The 18,656-nt window shown below is 69.2% G+C and carries 17 protein-coding genes and 1 pseudogene; 8 read left to right on the top strand and 10 right to left on the bottom strand.

From position 1 onward, the window contains the following. Window positions 1-8 precede the first annotated feature (8 nt). Both B118_RS0104470 and B118_RS0104465 read left to right on the top strand, forming a co-directional pair. Window positions 9-911 carry an FkbM family methyltransferase gene (locus tag B118_RS0104470; protein WP_028192428.1) on the top strand — a complete coding sequence of 301 codons (903 nt, stop codon included), beginning with the start codon at window positions 9-11 and terminating at the stop codon, window positions 909-911. A 171-nt stretch (window positions 912-1,082) separates the two neighbouring features. Next, window positions 1,083-1,565: a hypothetical protein gene (locus B118_RS0104465; RefSeq protein WP_028192427.1), complete on the top strand. Its 483-nt coding sequence runs from the start codon at window positions 1,083-1,085 to the stop codon at window positions 1,563-1,565. 6 nt (window positions 1,566-1,571) lie between these two features. Here the strand turns inward: B118_RS0104465 and B118_RS0104460 are convergent, their stop codons facing one another. The 4 genes from B118_RS0104460 to B118_RS29855 form a co-directional block, all read right to left on the bottom strand. Next, window positions 1,572-2,459 carry a hypothetical protein gene (locus B118_RS0104460; RefSeq protein ID WP_155256534.1) on the bottom strand — a complete coding sequence of 296 codons (888 nt, stop codon included), beginning with the start codon at window positions 2,457-2,459 and terminating at the stop codon, window positions 1,572-1,574. Window positions 2,460-3,023: 564 nt separating this feature from the next. After that, on the bottom strand, window positions 3,024-3,635 hold the full coding sequence (locus tag B118_RS32325; RefSeq protein WP_202902320.1) for a hypothetical protein: 612 nt from the start codon (window positions 3,633-3,635) through the stop codon (window positions 3,024-3,026). A 52-nt stretch (window positions 3,636-3,687) separates the two neighbouring features. Further along, window positions 3,688-5,109 (bottom strand): competence protein CoiA family protein, encoded by a 1,422-nt coding sequence (locus tag B118_RS31545; RefSeq protein WP_155256533.1) that lies wholly within the window; start codon window positions 5,107-5,109, stop codon window positions 3,688-3,690. Window position 5,110: 1 nt separating this feature from the next. Continuing rightward, a complete protein-coding gene (locus B118_RS29855; RefSeq protein ID WP_080678019.1) occupies window positions 5,111-6,094 on the bottom strand; it encodes a tyrosine-type recombinase/integrase in 984 nt (327 codons plus the stop codon). A 203-nt stretch (window positions 6,095-6,297) separates the two neighbouring features. Between B118_RS29855 and B118_RS33400 the strand changes: the two genes are divergently transcribed. Continuing rightward, window positions 6,298-6,420: a hypothetical protein gene (locus B118_RS33400; RefSeq protein ID WP_272945064.1), complete on the top strand. Its 123-nt coding sequence runs from the start codon at window positions 6,298-6,300 to the stop codon at window positions 6,418-6,420. Between the two features lie 169 nt (window positions 6,421-6,589). Beyond that, the gene (locus tag B118_RS0104425; protein ID WP_028192422.1) at window positions 6,590-8,278 is read left to right on the top strand and encodes a replication-relaxation family protein; all 1,689 of its coding nucleotides are present in this window, start codon (window positions 6,590-6,592) and stop codon (window positions 8,276-8,278) included. A gap of 6 nt (window positions 8,279-8,284) precedes the next feature. Here B118_RS0104425 and B118_RS0104420 read toward each other — a convergent pair whose 3' ends face one another. Next, on the bottom strand, window positions 8,285-8,839 hold the full coding sequence (locus B118_RS0104420) for a hypothetical protein (RefSeq protein WP_155256532.1): 555 nt from the start codon (window positions 8,837-8,839) through the stop codon (window positions 8,285-8,287). A 452-nt stretch (window positions 8,840-9,291) separates the two neighbouring features. Between B118_RS0104420 and B118_RS0104415 the strand changes: the two genes are divergently transcribed. After that, entirely contained in the window at window positions 9,292-9,480 is a 189-nt protein-coding gene (locus B118_RS0104415) for a hypothetical protein (RefSeq protein ID WP_043540993.1), read from the top strand. Window positions 9,481-9,542: 62 nt separating this feature from the next. On the opposite strand, the gene B118_RS29505 is transcribed toward B118_RS0104415, so the two are convergent. Beyond that, on the bottom strand, window positions 9,543-10,982 hold the full coding sequence (locus B118_RS29505) for a recombinase family protein (protein WP_238323856.1): 1,440 nt from the start codon (window positions 10,980-10,982) through the stop codon (window positions 9,543-9,545). Between the two features lie 180 nt (window positions 10,983-11,162). Between B118_RS29505 and B118_RS27880 the strand changes: the two are divergent. The 3 genes and pseudogenes from B118_RS27880 to B118_RS0104395 form a co-directional block, all read left to right on the top strand. Further along, window positions 11,163-12,017 (top strand): annotated as a pseudogene (locus B118_RS27880) (ATP-binding protein); the annotation flags it as partial. Next, window positions 12,014-13,294, top strand: coding sequence for a DNA-processing protein DprA (locus B118_RS0104400; RefSeq protein ID WP_028192419.1), 1,281 nt, complete (start codon window positions 12,014-12,016; stop codon window positions 13,292-13,294). The pseudogene B118_RS27880 and the gene B118_RS0104400, both read left to right, overlap by 4 nt. A 152-nt stretch (window positions 13,295-13,446) precedes the next feature. Then, window positions 13,447-14,424: a tyrosine recombinase XerC gene (locus tag B118_RS0104395; RefSeq protein WP_028192418.1), complete on the top strand. Its 978-nt coding sequence runs from the start codon at window positions 13,447-13,449 to the stop codon at window positions 14,422-14,424. A gap of 165 nt (window positions 14,425-14,589) precedes the next feature. Here the strand turns inward: B118_RS0104395 and B118_RS0104390 are convergent, their stop codons facing one another. From B118_RS0104390 to B118_RS0104375, 4 genes are all read right to left on the bottom strand, one after another. Continuing rightward, entirely contained in the window at window positions 14,590-15,813 is a 1,224-nt protein-coding gene (locus B118_RS0104390) for a nucleoside hydrolase (protein WP_027658362.1), read from the bottom strand. Window positions 15,814-16,549: 736 nt separating this feature from the next. Next, a complete protein-coding gene (locus tag B118_RS0104385) occupies window positions 16,550-17,179 on the bottom strand; it encodes a M23 family metallopeptidase (RefSeq protein ID WP_050592208.1) in 630 nt (209 codons plus the stop codon). Between the two features lie 226 nt (window positions 17,180-17,405). Beyond that, the gene (locus tag B118_RS0104380) at window positions 17,406-17,729 is read right to left on the bottom strand and encodes a DUF2469 domain-containing protein (protein WP_018218957.1); all 324 of its coding nucleotides are present in this window, start codon (window positions 17,727-17,729) and stop codon (window positions 17,406-17,408) included. Further along, the gene (locus tag B118_RS0104375; protein WP_018220720.1) at window positions 17,726-18,538 is read right to left on the bottom strand and encodes a ribonuclease HII; all 813 of its coding nucleotides are present in this window, start codon (window positions 18,536-18,538) and stop codon (window positions 17,726-17,728) included. The genes B118_RS0104380 and B118_RS0104375 overlap by 4 nt, the downstream gene beginning before the upstream one ends. Between the last annotated feature and the right edge of the window lie 118 nt (window positions 18,539-18,656).

Raw genomic sequence — 18,656 nt, 5'->3', positions numbered from 1 at the left:
TCGCGTCGATGTCGCAACGTTTTGTTGTCAACACCCTCCGGACCTACCTCCGGCACGGACCCGGTGGTGCCCAGCTCGCTATCCGTCTTGATGACCACCTGACACGCCGGCCGGTCACCGCCACTGCACGCACCGTCGACGGCATCGTCTTCCCGAACGTCACCACCACCGACATCATCCAGCGTTACCTCTACCTGTTCGGCACCTGGGAACCCCACCTCACCGCCTGGATACGCCGACGCCTCGCCCCTGGCGACATATTCATCGATGTGGGTGCAAATATCGGCTACTACAGCCTGCTCGCCGCCCACCTCGTCGGGCCGAATGGCCGCGTCGTCGCCGTCGAACCCTCCCCACACTTCACCCAAGCCCTCGCCACCGCCGCACACGCCAACCAGCTCGACAACATCCGGATCGTCCGCGCCGCAGCCTCCAACACCACTAACCGGATCACCTTCTACACACCCAGCACGGCCAATCTCGGCAACACCACACAGGTGCGGCCACGCGGCTCGGCCACCGCCAGGTTCCAAGCGGAGGCCAGACCCCTACCCAACCTCACCACCACAAGCGAACTTACCCAAGCCCGTATCATCAAGATCGACGTCGAAGGGGCCGAAGCCGCCGTCATCCAAGGACTCAGCCCCGCGATCGTCCAACTCCACCATTCGGTCGAAGTGGTCATTGAGGTCACCCCACGACTGCTCGCCAAACAAGGGCTGACCCCCACAGATGTCACCGCCCCACTCACCGCAGCCGGTTTTCACGCCTATCGCCTCGACAACGACTACGCCGCTACCAGCTATCCCCGCGCCCGACGCCGCCCCATCGCTCCCCGACGGCTGACCACCCCGATCACCGACATGAGCGACATCATCCTCTCCCGGGCGGACGCCGAGGCCCTGCCGTGACGTTGGCACCCACCCTGCCCATCGATTTAACGAACCATCCGGTGTGCGCACGACCCGCACGCCGAAATCACGTCCGTCCCCGGCTCGACCGGTGGCTCGCACACCGACGGCGAGGGTGTCAAGCTGTGGAGGTGAAGCCTGCCGCTGCCGAACAATCGACCGGAGCCCGTCATGGTTGATCACGATCAATGGCGGGCTGCCGAGCAGCGTCGGCGGAAGCTAGCCGAGCGGTTGGCTTGGGAGTTGGCACATCCGGACCCCGATGCCCGGCCTAACGCGCTCAGCGACTTCGTTGCGGCGACCGCTATGCAGGTCCACTTGACCTCCACCATAGACGCCCAGATCGCCTTCGATCACGCACCTCGCCTGATCGCGTTGGGCGCTCAGTTCGGCTGCATCGAGGGTCATGGCGGCGTGATCTTATTTGTGCATTGTCCCGAGGGAGGCATGGACGATTGGAGTTTGGTCGTCCCGTACGAGCCGTTCACCGGCCCGGTGCTGGTCTGCGTGGATGAGTTAAAGGATCACTGCATGTGGATATCCGAAGATGATCAGCGGGCACGAGAGGCGTTGTCGCGGCTGCGCACCGAGATTGAGCTAGCGTTGACCACCCGTGAGGCGCTGATGGATAGGGGCAGCCCCCCGCCCGACTGATCGGTGTCATTGGGCTTGGACGTGAGGAGGGTCCGCGGCAGCCGACTGTTGCTGCATCGGTGGGGCTGCTGCGCTGTCGGCCCACCAGGGTCGGAGGAGTCGTGCGATGGTGGCGGCAGCGCGGCGGCGTTGTTTGGAGGCGCTGGGCTCGCTGAGGTTAAGGTCCGCAGCGACGGCGCGAAGTTTCTCGCCGTCCAAGTAGGTGCGGCGGATCAGCTCAGCCTGCGTCTGGGTGATTCGTTCCCGTCCCAGGTCGGTGTTGGCCATTGCGACGACGCGCTTCAGCACGTCGTAAACGGTTTCCTGGTTGGCCTCGTTCAGCTCGGCGTCATGCTCGGGGTTGCCATACGCCGATTGCGGCGTGTGCTCCTCGGGCAAGGTGTCGAGGTCGTGTATAAGCGGCGGGTGATTCTTCTTTCGCCCGCTGGCGTGGGTGTAGGCAGCGTCGACCAGCCGGGGGAACACCTGGGGCGCGTCCAGGTCGAGGCGGTGCAGGGCGAACAGGAACTCGGCGGCGAGGTCATAGTGAGCCTGTTCGGCGTCCTCACGACGGCGGTACACGGTTAGCCCGATTACCTGGGCACGTAGCTTCGGGTAGGCGGCTCCGAGGGCGTAAAGGTTCCAGTCGCCCCGCTCGGCGCGTGCCAGCTTGCCGAGGTGTCGCCACGCCCGGTCGCGTTCTGGCCCGGCGGCCAGCATGACCCGGAGACGGAAGTCGACCATAGGAAGCGGGACCGGCGGTGCGTCCGGCTCGATGACGTCGCTGGGAATGGAGCGCGTGATCCGGATCCTGGCGTGCGCCTCGATCTCGCCCAAAGCCGTGCGGTCAGCGCGGCTCGCATTCGGCAACGGCAGGGTCTCGGGTGGCGGGCTCGTCTCGTGCGGGGTCGACACGACGCGTTCCAGCCGGGTCAGCGGCGGCGTGCGGGTGGGCGGTGACGAACCGGGCCGGGACGCTGGTGGATGACCGAGTGCTGACCGCTCCTGCCCCGCGGTGATCCCATCTCGCTGACCTCGTTCCCCGTCGCTGTCGCGGCCGGGGCACCCGGACCGTCACGCCGGCCATGCCACCGAGCCTACGCGCTCACCCGTTCAAGATTTCTTTCGAGCGAGACGGCAAGTTCGCTGGCCCCGGCTTCCCCTTTACTAATAGAGAGGCGCGCGCCGACCGGGGCTTCGCTGTCTGACAGCACCGGCCAGTCCTGGTGGTCAGCCGCTGCGACCTGGGCTTTTCCAATTGGCGGTCCGATTTTGTATTCCCTATGTGAGGGACGCACTTCCCGGGGGCACCAGGGCGGTCGGGCCGTCCTGACAGTTGCTCCGGCCTGTCAGGACGGCCGTCAAGGAGGAGGGTTGAACCCCGCGTTCGGTGGGACATCTCGCCGAGGTGTCAGCGCTCAATCTCGTACTGGCTGTCAGCGAATCTCACGCGGGGTGTCAGAGGATACGGCTGGCCGCCTACGGCAGCCGGAAGTCGTTGGGGGCGCTTTGGTGATCGACGGCGTGGTTGATTGCCGCGCGGATCGCGGCGTAGCGGTGTCCGGTGCGGCCCGCGATGGCTTCGCCAAGGTCGTTGATGTGGGGCATGGGGCGGCCGCCATGCTGCGGGGAAATCCAGATGTCGGTGTGCTGCTCGTCGTGCCGTAGCCGTGCCCAGAAGCTATGCAGGCCGATGCCGTAGCCGAACTCGCTGTTCTGCCAGCCGGCGAGGCGGAGTTGGTATGGGCCGAGTCCCTCGAAGGGCCTCACGTCCTCGGGCGCGGGTGCCGGAACGGGCCGTCGGCCGGGGACGGCGGGCAGCCGCAGGTGCTGGCCTTCCTGGTCGAGGCTGTCGTTCATCGCTGCGTGGACGGTGGCGAGGTTGGTGCCGGTGACGTGGGCGATGGCCTTGGCGAGGGCTTCGGGCAGGAGAATCCGTGGGGTGGCGGGTGGGGTTATCCAGACGTCTGGTCCGTTGTCGTCGGAGTTGCCGTTGCGGGTGAGCTGGGCGTAGAGGCTGCGGGTGCCGTCGTCCCAGCCCCAGGTGCTGCGGTGGTCCCAGCCATCGATGAGCACGGCGTAGATCGACATGGTGGTGCTGTTCCCTTCTCGGTGTGGCCGTCGCGTGGTCGCTGGTGAGGGGTCACATGAGCGACATCTGTTCGTGGTCGGGAAGGTTGAAGTGCACGACGCGAGCAGGCTCGATGTTGCCAGTGTTGATCAGGTCGTGGGCTTCGCGGGCGTTGCGGACGAAGACGGGTACCACGGCTGGGAGTCGATGCAGGGAGGCGGGGCTGGGGCGCAGAATGCCGTGCAGCCGGCGGCGGATGTAGATCGCGATGCCGTACGCGTTGTCGGCGGAGGCGCCCTGGGTGTCAAACTCGGCGCGGGTGGCTTGCTTCTTCCATAGCGGCTCGGCCACTGCGTCCTGCAGTTCCTGGATCTGCGTGTGGGACAGCTCCGCCCACCACTGGACCGCCATCTGGTGCTCGCGCTGTTCCTGCCAAAGGCGCTGCTCCTCAGCGGCGCGGGCCTGCTCCTGCCGCTGCCGTTCCTCGGCTTCTCGTCGCCGCCGGGCCTGTTCGGCCTCGATCGCCCGCTGCCGTTGCTGTTCCTCCCAGCGGACGGCCATCTCCGCTTCCCGGATCTTGCGCTGCCGCTCCTGCTCCTGCCGTTGTACCTCGCGCTGGCGTTCCTCTTCGATCCGGCGAGCCTCGGCTTCGGCCTGGCGCTGTTGCTCGGCTCGCCGCTCTTGCTTCTCGCGCTGGCGTTTGCGCTCCTCCTGGCGTTGCCGCATCGCCTCGTGCCGGGTTTCGGTGTCGATGTGTCGGCTGGTGGTCCAGATCAGGTTCCGGCGGCGGTAGCCCTCGCTGGTGGGATACCAGATCCGCCGGTACCGGGAGCGGACCCGGTGGACGATCGTCTGTTCGTGTAGGACCCAGCCGATGAAGGCGGTCAGCTGTGGGGCGTCGATGACGATCCAGGTGCCGTGCTCGAAGTGGAAGGCGGCGGGCCCGTCCACGACGGTCCACGGCTGGTCGTCGTGTGGCTCCTGGACGCGAATGGACGGCACGCTGCCGATCCAGGGCGCTTTGCCGCCAGGGCTGACCCAGCACACGCCGATGCCTTCGGCCCAGTACCGCTCGGTGCGTTCCTGGATGTCCTCGTTGGTGATGGGTGACAGTTGGGCTTCCCAGGCGACGCGTTGGGTGCCGTCGTGGGATGAGGCGAGCACGTCGGCGCGCCAAGTGCCGTCGGGGGCGCGGACTTCCAACTCGGCGTGCCAGTCGGCGGCGCGGATCGCGGTCGCGAGTTCCAGCTTGAGCAGGTGGTGCTCCAGGGATTCGTTGAGCCAGGCGCAGTCGGTGGGCCGGCCGGGGTCGTGGGCGAAGTAGCGCAGTTTGCGGGCGGACACCTTGGCGTGCACGCCGTGGCCGCACTCGGGGCAGCGCAGCGCGACTCGGGGCCGGGTCTTGTGCACCTGGTCCCAGGTCAGTCCGCGGCCGAGGTCGGGCAGGGTTGCGTCGATGCGGCCGGCCTCGGGGTGGATCGCCGCGAACGCCACGTCACCGGCCCTGCCCCGTCCGGCGGCGGGCGGCCGGGTCGGTCGCGGCGACGGCTTCCGGGCCGAGCCGGGCGTAGCGTTCCAGAGACCGCACGGAGGCGTGCCGGGAGCGGGCGAGCAGGGTGGCGGTGTTGGTGCCGTTCTCGGCTTCGTGGGTGAGAATCGCATGGCGCAGCTGGCGCAGCGTGAAGCCCTGCGCCTGGTCGATCGGGTCGGCGAGGCGCCGGGTGGCGTGCTCGAAGATCTCGGCGGCGCGGCGGTAAGACAGCCGGGCCCGGCCGGTGACGGGGCGCAGGTCGACGGCGGCCACGGCCCGGGTCGGCTTGCGGTCGGCGAGGAACACCGGGCCGCGGATGCGACCGGCGAGGAGCCGGGGCAGCAGCATGGCGGCGCCGGTCTGCCAGAACACCCACTCGGTCTTGCCGCCCTTGGACACCACCCGGGCGCGCTTGCTGCCCAGGTCGAGGTCACCCACGTCGAGGGTGAGGATCTCCTCAGCGCGGGCGGCGGTCTCGTAGAGCAACTGCCACAGCGTCTTGTCGCGCAGGCCGACGTCTAGGCGCCACAGCGCGGCGACCTGGTCGCGGGTCAACGCCCGGGTGGTATCCACGCTGACCTTTCGGCCGGGCCCAGCCCGCGCGGTGGGGTCCCCGGCGATCCACCCGGCCGGCTCGCGCCACCAAGTCAGCGCCGAGCGCAGAGTGGACAGGTGCCGGACTCGGGTGGCCGGAGATGTGGCGTCGAACGCCGCCGTGTACGCCTGGGCGAGCGCGGCCACCCCAGGCTCGGTGTCCAGCACGGCGACGTCGTCGCCGACTGCGGTACCGGGGAGCCGGGCGGCGAGCGCGGTCAGGGTCTGTCGGTACTTGGCGGTCGTGCCGGTCGACCAGGCACCAGCGGCGGTGTGGGCGACAAGGAACGTCTCGACGGCGTAAGCGAAGGTCGGCGTCGCGTACGACGTCCTGGGCTTGTGGACCTGCCCCACCCGCGTACCTCGCAGCCCGTCGCAGGAAATGCATACAGGTCGAGGGTGTCAGGGCGGTACGACATTTCGATGCCCGCGCTGCTTGCCGCAGGGCGGGCATGATCGCGCTGGCGTGGTCATCGCGGGGAATCGGTCATTTCCTGCGACAGCGGTTCAGGCGCTGCCGGGCCGTTGGTGAGGCGCAAGCCGAAGGGTATGTCGGGGTGCACGGTGATCCGGTCCGCCGTGCCCGGCCCGGTCGGCTTCAGCCGGACGGCGAGGTGCCGCTTGACGAGGTCTCGGCGGCGATGCCCGTCCGGCACGTACGCGGCGGAGGCAGCGCCTGAAGCGGCCTGTTGGGTTGCGGATTGCCCTGAACCCAATCCGCAACCCAACAGGCCATGAACAGGCAGGTCACCGCTGACTCGTCCGGCCTGGCCGGACCGGCGACTGACATAGATGTCACTCCCTACCCGGTAGGGCTAAATCCGCATAGCGACGAAAGGAGTCGGGCTGATGGCATCCGGATCGACGAACCGCCTTCGGGCCTTCGGTGGCCCTGGAGAGGAGCTTCTGCTCCTGCTCAACGACCACCGGGTGATGACCACCGACCAACTCGCCCGCGCGACCGGAACCCCGGACCGGACCGTGCTGTACCGCCTCGACCAGCTCCGCGCCGACGGTCTGATCAGCTACGACCGGCCCGGCCGCCACTCCGGCAGCTCACCGCACCACTGGTGGCTGCGCCCCGCCGGAGCCCGCCTGATCACCGGCACCGCGCCGGCTGACGGCCGCCGCCCCTCGGCGATGTTCAGCGCCCATGCCGCCACCATCAGCGAGGCTTGGCTCGCCCTGCGCGAGCACGGCCCCGCCGTCGGCCTGACGATGACCGGCTGGGCCACCGACCGAGCTGGTTGGCAGCAGTGGGACGGCCGCACCTCCGCGTGGGGCGGCACCACCACCAAACGCCTCACCCCCGACGCCGTGTACGAAGCCGTCCTCGCCGATGGGCGGCCGACGGCGGCGTTCATCGAGATCGACCTCGCCTCCATGACCCAAACCCAGTTGAAAGCCAAACTCGACCGCTACCGCGCCTACGCCCGCGACGAAGCGTGGCGCGGCCGGTTCCCGCACTGCCCGCCCCTGCTGCTGTTCACCACTACCGCCCACCGGGCGGTCACCTTCACCCGCAACACCGCTCGCCACCTCGGCGAGGACCCCACATCCGGCCATTACCGGCGCCTGGCCGACGACTTCGACCTCATCGACGCACACGGGCGGCTCGTCGTCGCCGCGACCGGCCTCGTGCGCGACCCAACCCGCGCCGCCACCGCGCACGTCTGGACCCTCACCGACCCGGAAGCCGCCGAGGTCACCCTCACCGCTCTTCTCACCGAACGCGCCACTGCCGCTGCCGCCGCCGCGCCCGCCTACCACCGTCGACAGGCCGAAGCCGACCGCCGACGACTCCACGACACCCTGCGGCATCTCCGCAGTTACCCCCGGCGACTCGAACCACTGCTCAGCCCAGCCGCCGTCGACCTCGTCCGCTACCTGCTCGATACCAACCACGACCCCAACGATGCGTTCACACCCCGACTCGGTACCACCGCGATCCTCACCACCCTCGCCGACTGGTGGCGCCGCTACCCCCGATCCCGAGACGACACCGCCGCCCTCAACGCCACCCTCACCCAGCTGCACCACCGCGCCTGGTCCCACCAGGTCCGACACCTCGCCCACTTGGTCGCCGGCGCCGGCGACAGGCCCGCCTGGTACCGCGCCTCGGCCTACCTCGCCCAGCCCCGCCTGCTCACCCCTGCCGAACACCACCACCTCGCCGAAGCCCGCAGCCGCGACGAGGTCCAAGCCCACGTCTGGCGCTACTGGCGGCCACCCGAGCACCGCAACACCGCCGCACCGCCGAGCTACCCCCGGTGGCGCGAACAGCAGATCGGAGAACAGTGGAAACATCTGTCCTGGTGGCAGCGTCAACGCACCGACCCCGCCGACCTCGCCGCTGCCTTCGACAACGAGCACCTCACCGCCTGCGCCCGCTGCCGGCTCACCCTCCCCACCACCGACACCGTCGACTGCCCTGGCTGCCAACACACCCACCGCCTACCCCACGACCAACGCCACACCCTCACCACGCTGGCTGACCTCATCACACCACTACTCGATAAGGCAGTCGACGATTCCTGACCCGTCTCAATCCGCGTTCTGAACGGACCTAAATTTCGATTTCGCGTCCTCGGACTGCCTATCGACCAGCCGCCTCCACGCCTCCCACATCGAATAGTTGTCCGGGGGAAGATCGTCACCCCGCCGATAGGCACCCAACCATTCTCGCCCGGTTGTTACCACATTCCGGCGAAAGTCAAATTCATCAGCAGGGCGGACGCGGCGTTCATACATCCGCAGTACCGTGCACATCTCACGCAACTGACCCCGCACGTCGCTGTGGCTGATATCGAAGGTGTCAGTGTCGATCGTCCAGATCAGCTCGTCACGCTCGCGCTCCCACGCCTCGCACCGCTCGTAATATTCGGGCTCGTGCGGCTGCCGACTACGCGGATCCTCGGGCAAGAGCAAGAGCCTGGTCAGCGCCTCGGCGATGCGGCGGGTAGCCGAATCCTCTCGCTCCCGCCTCGCGGCGACAGCGGCATCCCGCCGACGGGCGAAACGATCAATCAGCGATGTCATAGTCGTGAGCACGCCCGCCACCAAAGCACCGAGCAACGCTGCCTGCACCTGGCCATTCATCGCCTCAGGATAGCGGCGCAACGCAAGACCGCCACCAGCGAAGATCAGACGCTTGACCTCGAATTGCCTGCTCGGCGATAAGAAAATTATGTCCCGACCATGAGCGACCACCATCGCTCGCTGTATGTCAGCGGAAGGCAAAGCAATGAACAGAAGCCGCCAAAAGCCGACGGATCCGACAATGGAGGACGATGGTCTCACGCCAGACGACACCTGATCCGCGCCGCCGCCCCCGAGGCGACCGATCCCCGGAGCGCGGCGCGCAGACGCCGCCCGGCGACCCTACCCCCGCCGACAGCACGCCCGGCCAGCCCAACGCCAGGGGGACGTTACCGCTGGCCACCCACCCGCCTCGCACCCGGGCAACAGCCCGGATCACACCCCGGCCCGACCCACCAGCGCCCACCAGCCAGACGCCACCGAACCCAGGGCAAGCGGAGGTGCAGAGGCTCATGCGCGCACGCCTCGCCGCGATGGCCGCACCCCGCGACACCGACGATCCCGAACTGGCTGCCCTACGAGCGGTCCTGCGCAACGAAGCGCTGATGGCCCACGTCACGGCCAACGTGGAGCAGTGGCCGCCGCTGACCGAGGAACAGCGGGACACCATCGCCTCGCTGTGGCTACCACCGACCAGGTGACACCGCCACCATCTAACAAGGGTGAGGGGAGCCCCGAGCTCCCCTCACCGCGGCGGCCCCGGCTACCCCGCGCCTAAGAACTCCGGTGGAGTCGCACCAAGGGGGTGCTTCGGGTCGACCCGCACCGACGCGACGTCGAAGCGCCGGCCGGGACGGGCGGACAGGATCGTCACCGTACACAGCCGGTCCACGATGATCCGCCGGTTCGCCAACGGCATGTCTTTCCACACCTTCACCGGATCGACGGCGTTGACTACCTCGGCCAGCGGGTCCTCGGTCAGCGTCATGTTCAGCAGTTCATCAATCTCACCGATCCGGGCGTTGGCCCTACGGGTCGCGGCGAGCACCTGCGCCCTGGTCCGCAGCCCCAGTACCTCGTCCTCGGCCATCCGCTCCAGGTTCTTGCGGATCGTGGCCTTCTCCGTCCGCAACGCCGCCGCGTCGACATCCGGTGCGGCCGGGGCCAGCAACTCGTACGCGCGGGGATGGGTGATCGCGTACATGACATGCGCGAACACCACCTCGTCGGTCCGGTAGGCGTTGCGGGCCAGGTGGCTGTACTCCCGGCAGGTGTAGCGGGGGTTCGTCCCACCACGGGTCACATGACAGGTCGCCGGTTTGTCCGTCTTGCTGCTGGGTGGGGTGCACAGCCCGCACCGGTAGATTCCCGATCCGGTCCAACGCGGCGGCGCACCCGGGGCCGTCTCCCGCCCCGGATCTGTCAGCAAAGCGCGGACCTCCTCGAACGTCTCCCGCGCCACGATCGGCTTCCACGGCGCGGTCACCCCGTCGAGGACCTCGCCCCGGTAGACGATCAAGCCAGCGTTGCGCGGACGCAACAGCACGTCCCGCAGTGTCTCGGCCGACCACTTCGCGCCGGTCACGGTCGGCACGTCCTTGCCTCGCAGTTCCAGGGCCATCGACCGCAAGCTCACGCCCTGCAACAGCCGGCGCGAGCAGTCCGCGATCACCTCGGTCTCAGCCTTGATCGGGGTGACGCCGGACTGGCAGTCCCGTCCGCCGTGCCACGCGCACACCGCTTCGTCCGTCCGTCCGCCGTCCGGGACGATCTTCGGCGGTCCCGAGCAGAACCCGAAGGGACGTTTCCCGCCACCGTACTGACCATTGAGGGCCTGACGCTCCCTCGCGGCAGCGACCCTACGGGCGGTGTCCCTAGATGCCTTGTTCGCCACTAGAACCCGGATCTCCGCGTCGAAGTTGTCCCGGCCCTTCTCCATGTGCAACGACCCGGTGACCGACTCCACCACGATGTCGTGTGGCGAGTGGTCCACCACATCAATCAAGTCCTGCAAGTCCTTCGGATCACGGAACGCCCGATCCAAATCCAGACACAACAGCGCGTTCGCCCGACCCGCCGCAAGGTCCGCCAGGGCCTCCCGCAGATCAGGCCGGAACACCCGGTACTCCCGCCGCCCGTCCGGCAGCACGACCTTTCGTCGCTTGTAGGCGGACAGACGCGGATTCTTGATCACCTTCCACATATCCCACCCAAGCTCACCGGCCCGGTCCTGCATACGACGGAGCTGGTCATCAAGCCCTGAAGGGATACCCTCGTCAGTGAGGTCCACATCGACCCTGTTGTCAGACAGACGCGCCAGCAAGATCGCCCGACGCCGAGAGGAACTAGCCATGCCTAAATACTGTGCTAGAACACGGTGTGCGGCAAGACCATGCTCGCCGAACGGCTCCCGTCGGTCCTACCCGAGCTGCCCGACGACGCGGCGATGGAGGTGACCTCGCTGCACTCGATCGCCGGCCTGCTGCCCTCCGGTGGGCAGTTGATCCGACGACCACCGTTCCAGGCGCCGCACCACACCGCCACCGTTTCGGCATTGGTCGGTGGTGGCTCTGGCCTCGCCCGCCCCGGCGCGGTATCGCTGGCCCACCGAGGCGTACTGCTGCTCGACGAAGCTCCCGAATTCGATCGGCGCGCTCTCGACGCCCTCCGGCAGCCGCTCGAGCACGGCCGGGTCCGGTTGGCCCGCTCCCGCGGCACCGCCGAATACCCGGCCCAGGTGCAGCTTGTCCTGGCCGCCAATCCCTGCCCCTGCGCCAAGCCAGCGGGCGACGTCTCCTGCGACTGCACCCCGCTCGCCCGCCGCCGCTACCTCGGCCGCCTCTCCGGCCCACTCCTCGACCGGGTCGACATCCAGGTGACCGTGCGGCCGGTACGCGCCGCCGAGCTGGTGCAGGTGAGCTCCGACGGCGAGCCCTCGACCGTGGTGGCCGGCCGGGTCGCGACGGCCCGCGCGGCGGCCCGCGAGCGCTGGTCCCGCCTCGGCCAGCGGAGTAACGCCGAGCTACCCGGCCCGGTGCTGCGGCGGCCACCCTGGTGCCTGCCCGGCCCGGTCATCCGGGAGCTACGTGCCCGGCTCGACCGAGGATCGCTCTCGGCCCGGGGCTTCGACCGGGTGCTCCGGTTGGCGTGGACGATCGCCGACCTGGACGGTCGGCAGCGCCCCGACGCCGAGGACATCCGAGAGGCGATCGGCCTGTGCACCGGGGAGGCACTGTGACCGCCCGAGGAGAGACCAGTGCCGGCTTCGGGCCAGCGGGAAACCCGGAGCAGGCCTGGATGAGGCACCCGACCAGTAGCCCGCCAGCGGCGACGGCACTCGACGCCGACCGCCTCGCGCGGGTGGCGTTGACCTGGATCGCCGAACCGGGTAACCGGTCCGTCTTCAGGTTGGTCGAGCAGCACGGCGCGGTTGGCGCGCTGACCCTGCTGCGGGAGGGCGGCGCCCCCGAGGAGGCACTGCGGCAGACCGTGACCGCCCGGCTCTCGGCCGCAGACCCGCTGGCAGTAGCCGCGGAGGCGATGGAGCGCGCCAACCGCCTCGGTGCCCGGCTGGTGACGCCAGCCGACGACGAGTGGCCGCTGCCCGTTGCCGACCTACACCGCCTCGTCCTGGCGAGTTCGCCCCGCCGGGTCGACCGGGAGACCGCCCCACCGCTCTGCCTCTGGGTGCGGGGTGGGCACTCCCTGGCCGAGACGCTGGACCGGTCGGTCGCGTTGGTGGGCGCCCGGGCCGCGACCGGCTACGGCATCCACGTGGGCACCGAGCTGGCGTACGGACTGGCCGAGCGGGGCTGGACGATCGTCTCGGGCGGGGCATTCGGCATCGACGCCGCCGCCCACCGGGGGGCGCTGACCGCTGGCGGGCTGACCGTCTCCGTGCTCGCCTGCGGCCTGGACCGGCCGTACCCGATGGGCAATGCCGCCCTCTTCGAGCGGATCGCCGACACCGGGCTGCTGGTCAGCGAGTGGATACCGGGGGCGGATCCGCTGCGGCCCCGGTTCCTGATCCGCAACCGCGTGATCGCCGCGGCGACCCGGGGCAGCGTGCTGGTCGAGGCCGCCGCCCGCAGCGGAGCGACCCAGACGATGCACCGGGCCCTGGCGATCGCCCGGCCGGCGATGGTGGTGCCCGGCCCGGTCACCTCCACCATGTCCGTCGGGGCGCATGAGCTGCTCCGGCAGTATCCGGATGCCCGGCTGGTCACCTCCCCCGCCCAGGTGCTCGAGGAGGTGGGTCGCATCGGTGGGGACCTAGCACCGCTGGTACGCGGGCCCGCGCAGGTGCGGGACCAACTCGACGACGAGTCCACGATGGTGTTGGAGGCGCTGCCCCGGCGCGGCGTACGCGGAGTTGACGACATCGCAGCCCGATCCGGGGTGATGGCACGGACAGCGCTGCGCAAGCTGGCCCTCCTTGAGGAACTGGGCCTGGTCAGCCGACGCGGCGACGGATACGCGCTCTCGCCCCCGCCGCGGGAACCCCTGACGTCGTAGGAGCCGTCGAGACCACAGGAGCCGTCGGGACCGTAGAAGCCGGCAAGGCGCCCGTAGGCTGATCGGGTGCACGCCGACAAGCAGCTCACCATCGGTCCGCCGGGCCGATTCACCAGCTGACCCGAGGCCCGGCAGTGAAGCGAGGTCAGGCAGTGAAGCGAGGCGAAGCGACCCGGGCCCGGCACGCGGCGCTCCCTGTGCCGCTACGCGAGGCGGTGGACGACTTCGCGGCCCAGCTGGCCCAGGTCCAGAACCGCTCCGACCACACCGTCCGGGCATACGTGACCGATGTCATCAGTCTGCTCGACCACGCCGTACGGGCGGGCGCCCAGACTCCCGCTGACCTGACGCTCGCACAGATCCGCAGCTGGTTGGCCCGACAGCGCACGACGGGAGCCGCCCAGTCCACACTGGCCCGAAGGTCCGCCGCGGCCCGCACCTTCAGCGCCTGGGCCCACCACGACGGCCGGCTACCCACCGACGTCGCCGCCGGTCTGGCCAGTCCCCGCGCCCACCGGGAGCTACCCGCCGTACTCCCGATTGATCAGGCCGCCGCCCTGCTGGCAACGGCGCACACGGCACCCCAGGAGCAGCCGACCGACGACGTCCAGCCGGGTGCTGTCGGCCCGGCCCGGCTACGAGACCAACTGCTGCTGGAGCTGCTGTACGCGACCGGGGTCCGGGTCAGTGAGGCGTGCGGGCTCAACGTCGCGGACGTGGACCCGGGCCGGCGGGTGCTCCGGGTGTTCGGCAAAGGGGGCCGGGAACGCAGCGTGCCCTACGGAGTCCCGGCGCAACGGGCGCTCGACGCGTGGCTACGCCACGGCCGCCCCCGGCTGGTCGGCGCCCGGTCGGCGAGCGCACTGCTGCTCGGGGCGCGGGGCGGCCGGCTCAACCCGACCACCGCGCGGGGGATCGTCGGCCGGTACGCGACCGCGGCGGGCCTACCCCGGACCAGCCCGCACGGGCTGCGGCACGCGGCGGCAACTCACCTGTTGGAGGGCGGCGCGGACCTGCGGGCGGTGCAGGAACTCCTCGGGCACTCCTCGCTGGCCAGTACCCAGATCTACACCCACGTGTCGGTCGAGCGGCTGCGGGCCGCGTACCGGCAGGCCCACCCTCGGGCGTGAGCCGGCGGGCCCGCCGCGGCGTTCCGCACGCCGATCCTGCGGGTGCACCAATTCCGGGCACCCCGCCACGACGCTCCCGCGGTCACCGCGAAAGCCACTGATGCGAACGGGCTACGTACCCAGCCACTCGGCGTGGGGACGTAGCCCGTGCTTGACAGGTTCCCGTTACTCCGGGACAACACCCCCCTCATCCCAGGTGGTGCCCTCCTCGGTGGGAAGCGCCCACTCCTCAGTCCCCAGGAGCCCCTCCTCGGTCGGGAGCGTCCAGTCTTCGGTCCACAGCGGCCCGGTATCGGTCGGCGCCGCCCAGTCTTCGGTCCACAGAGGTCCCGCGGTCGATGCGGACCACTCGTCGGTCTGCAGCGGCCCGGTGTCAGTCGGTGCAGACCACTCGTCGGTCCGCAGCGGGCCCTCCTCGTTCAGAAGGACATCCCGGTCGGTCCACCCATCTCCGCCAACGGCCTGAAGAATTGCATGCTGGTAGCGGCCCGCCGCCTGCCTACTCGTGAAACCCGTGCACGAGGTGACCTGCCGAGTTTCGGTGATCTCAGGCGAGAACCAGTCGTAGATATCTGTTTCTCCGGCCTCCGCTGTCGCGGGCGATCCGGTCTTCAGTCGATAACCCGCCTGCTGACACACCTGGTCTTGCGGCCGAATCAGATGCCATGCGGCGGCGGCGTCAAAGATCGGGTACGCAGGGCCGAAGTCTATGTCCTTCAGCATCTCCAGGCGCGGCATCGACGACTCGCCGTAGAACCGCGCGAGCGGGTCCGTACTGGTGGCCAGCCGCTCCAACTCCGGGATCGGGATCGGCGCCAGCGAGGAGAGGTCGAAGGTGATGGCAGTGAAGGGAATGGTCGTTTCGTCCAAGACGATCTGCTCGGCACGCGGGTCCATGATGTAGTTGAAGTCAACCAGCGGGGTACCGAAGATCTCGAACACTGTCGTCGGCTTACTGCCGACGAGGGCGACGATCCGGGAGATGAGGGCGGCCTCTTCCGGGAAGTTCATGGTCAGACATGCCACGTCGGTCAACGGACCGATCGCCAGGATCGTCAACCCGCCGGTCTCCCGCAACTGGTCAGCCATGAACCGGACGCCGTCGTTGACGCAGGTATTGGTCAGATCCGCGCCGCCGGTGGTCTGCTGGGCCTCAACCGGCAACCAGACCTCCGCCCCCTGCACCACGGGTATGTCCGCACCGAGTGCATCAACCGTCGCCTGGGCGGTTACCACAGTCGATTCAGCCATCGAGTTTCCCATGGTCACCACAACGCCCCGCACATCGACCCCGTGAGCCAACGCAAGGGCGAGCGCGTACGAGTCGTCAATATCCGGGACCGAGGTGGACATACCATTACGGGCGCCCGTGGTCAGGCCCATCGACATATCGGTAGAAAAAAGCACTGGCTCACGTTGCCGATCACCCCGATGCTGAGGCTCCACGGAAGGGGGAGCCGACGGGACATAGCGGCCACGATCGGGGGCAGCCCGACCATCATTCTGCACTGACGGGGAGCTCTCCGGCGCTAACGGCGACGTGGGATCCGCGAGCGCGGGCGGCATACTGCCCGCAACACCGACAGCCACCGTGCAGGCAAGCGCCCCGGCGGCAATCGTGGACGCGCGCCGCGTCGTCGGACGTACGATTTTCCACATCAGCATCACTTCCTGGGTGTAGAGATTTCGCGCTCGGACCTTGCTCCCAGCCGGCGCCCTGGGTTCGAAGGTTCGCCGACACCAAAGCGATACCGTTGGTGCATCCGCGTACGAGAACGAGCCGGATAGGCAGTTGTGCGAGGTTTACTCACGAGCGCTGCCAGAGGTCACAGTATCCAAGCTTTTGGCGATATCATGGGTTTCTCTCGGTTTTGCCCGGATCAGGTACCCGTTCGAGGCAGCGCCCGCATACCGACACCTGGGTGTCGGCTGACCCCCACGTCCGCGGCACAGACGAGCCGTTTGGCGAGCTCAGCCCACAACCAGCCCCGGATGGGGCAACACCACGGCTACAAGCTTTGGCGGGCACCGCCTCGCCGAGCCGAGATTCCCGTCCGCCATCACCGACCAGCACGGCATCGGTGCCGGTTGGCCTGTGTTGGCTTTTCAAGGGCCGAAACACCCGCTACCGAGGCGTACCGTCGAGTGGCAGCAGCCGCACGGGCCCCCGACCGAGCAGCGCCAACGGGTCCAGGTAGGTGCCGCCTCGACGCAGACCCCAGTGCAGGCACGCCGGAGCCACACAGCCCGGGTGCCCGGCCCGCAGCCGGCCGATCGGCACTCCGGCCAGGACCGGTGTGCCCACCTCGACATCGGAGTACACCGGCTCATAGGTGGTCCGTAGGCCAGCGGCGTGCGTCACGGTGAGCACCGGGCGGCCGGCCACGGCACCGGCGAAGGTGACCACCCCATCGCCCGCCGCCAACACTGGCGTGCCCGCGGCGGCTGCCAGGTCAACGCCGCGGTGGCCGGGCAACCAGGGCTGCGGCGGTGGATCGAACCGTCGCACGACCGGTGGCTCCCCGGGCAGCGGCCACTGGAAAGCCGGGACTGCCTCGGGCGACGGGGAGCCCGCCGCACTCGGCGTGGAACCAACCCCAAGCGAGGACTCCACCGCCGGCGACGCGGGCCCCACCACCCACGACGTGGACCCCACCACCCACGACGCCGGCCCCACCACCGGCGACGCGGGCACGGCGGGCGTGGTGACCAGCCCAGTGCTGAGCAGGATGGCGAGGATCGGGGACGGCTCCATGGCGGCAGCCTGTTCGAACAGCCAGCCGATGGCCACCCCCACCCAGCTCACCCTGTGGATAGCCACAACACTGTGGACAAGAGTGCGGGGAGCGCCTCGATCTGCTGAACGAGGCCAGCCTGGGCCTGCCAGGGGAGTCAGCGGGACGTGCGGTCAGAGCGGCGTCCGGTCAGGGCGGCAGGAGCTGGGCCCGCTGGGGAACGGGAGGGTCAGCGAGGTCCGGAGGTCAGTTGCCGAACCCTGAGTCGGCCGGCAGCGAGATGTCCGGCTTCTCCAGCTCTTCCACATTGACGTCTTTAAACGTCATTACCCGGACATTCTTGACGAAGCGGGCAGGACGATACATGTCCCACACCCAGGCGTCGTGCATCTCGACCTCGAAGTAGACCTCACCGTCCGAGTTACGCACGTGCAGGTCGACCTGGTTTGCCAGATAGAACCGACGCTCGGTCTCCACGACGTAGGAGAACTGGCGGACGATGTCGCGGTACTCCCGGTAGAGCTGCAGCTCCATCTCCGTCTCGTACTTTTCGAGATCTTCCGCGCTCATCCCATCCCGCCTTCCATGGCCACATCATTCCCCACCGACGCCGCAGCCCAGGGTCGGTCGCCCAACGCCACGCCGACGGTACCCTCTACCGCCCCAGCGCGTTCCATCGCCTCGTCGGCCGCGGCGACCAAAGGCCGACGAGCCCGGGGCGGGGCCCCGTGCCGACCGGAGACGGTGGCGACATTGACGTACGAGAACCGGTGTTCCGGGCACGGCCCGCGTTCCCGCAGCGCAGCCGAGTGCTCGGCGGTGATGTAACCCTTGTGCTCCGCGAACCCGTAACCAGGAAACTCCAGATCCAGCTCCACCATGATCCGATCTCGGGTGACCTTGGCCAGCACGCTGGCTGCCGCGACACAGGCCGCCACCCGGTCACCCTTCCAGACCGCCAACCCGGGCACGTCCAGCCCGTCCACCCCGAAGCCGTCGGTCAGCACATACTCCGGCCGGGTGGCCAGCGACGCCAGCGCACGACGCATCGCCGCCAGGTTGCACACGTGCAGTCCGCGCAGGTCCACCTCCGCCGCCGGGATCACCACCACCGCGTACGCCGACGCCCGGGCGACAACCTCCGCGTACACCCGCTCCCGGCTGGCCGGGGTGAGCAGCTTGGAGTCGGCGAGTCCGTCGATCTCCCCGCGCCGCCCCGGGGGCAGGATGGCGGCGGCGGCCACCAGCGGACCGGCGCAGGCACCCCGACCGGCCTCGTCCGCGCCGGCCACCTGCCGAAATCCGCGTCGTTGCAGGGCACGCTCCAGCGCGTAGAGCCCGCCGTCGCGGCGGACGACGGTACGCGGCGGCGTCAGCACGGCCCACCCCTGTCCGCGCTCACCCACCGCTCGACGAGCAGGCGGCAGCCGGGCTCGGCGACGAGCGGCGCCCGGATGGGGCGACGTAGGGCGTGGGCGACGGTCATCGTCCCAGCCT

It is taken from the genome of Salinispora pacifica CNR114 (assembly GCF_000514775.1).
GTDB lineage: Bacteria > Actinomycetota > Actinomycetes > Mycobacteriales > Micromonosporaceae > Micromonospora > Micromonospora pacifica.
Note: the sequence above shows the minus strand (reverse complement) of the source record. Positions and strands in the feature narration are given on the sequence as shown.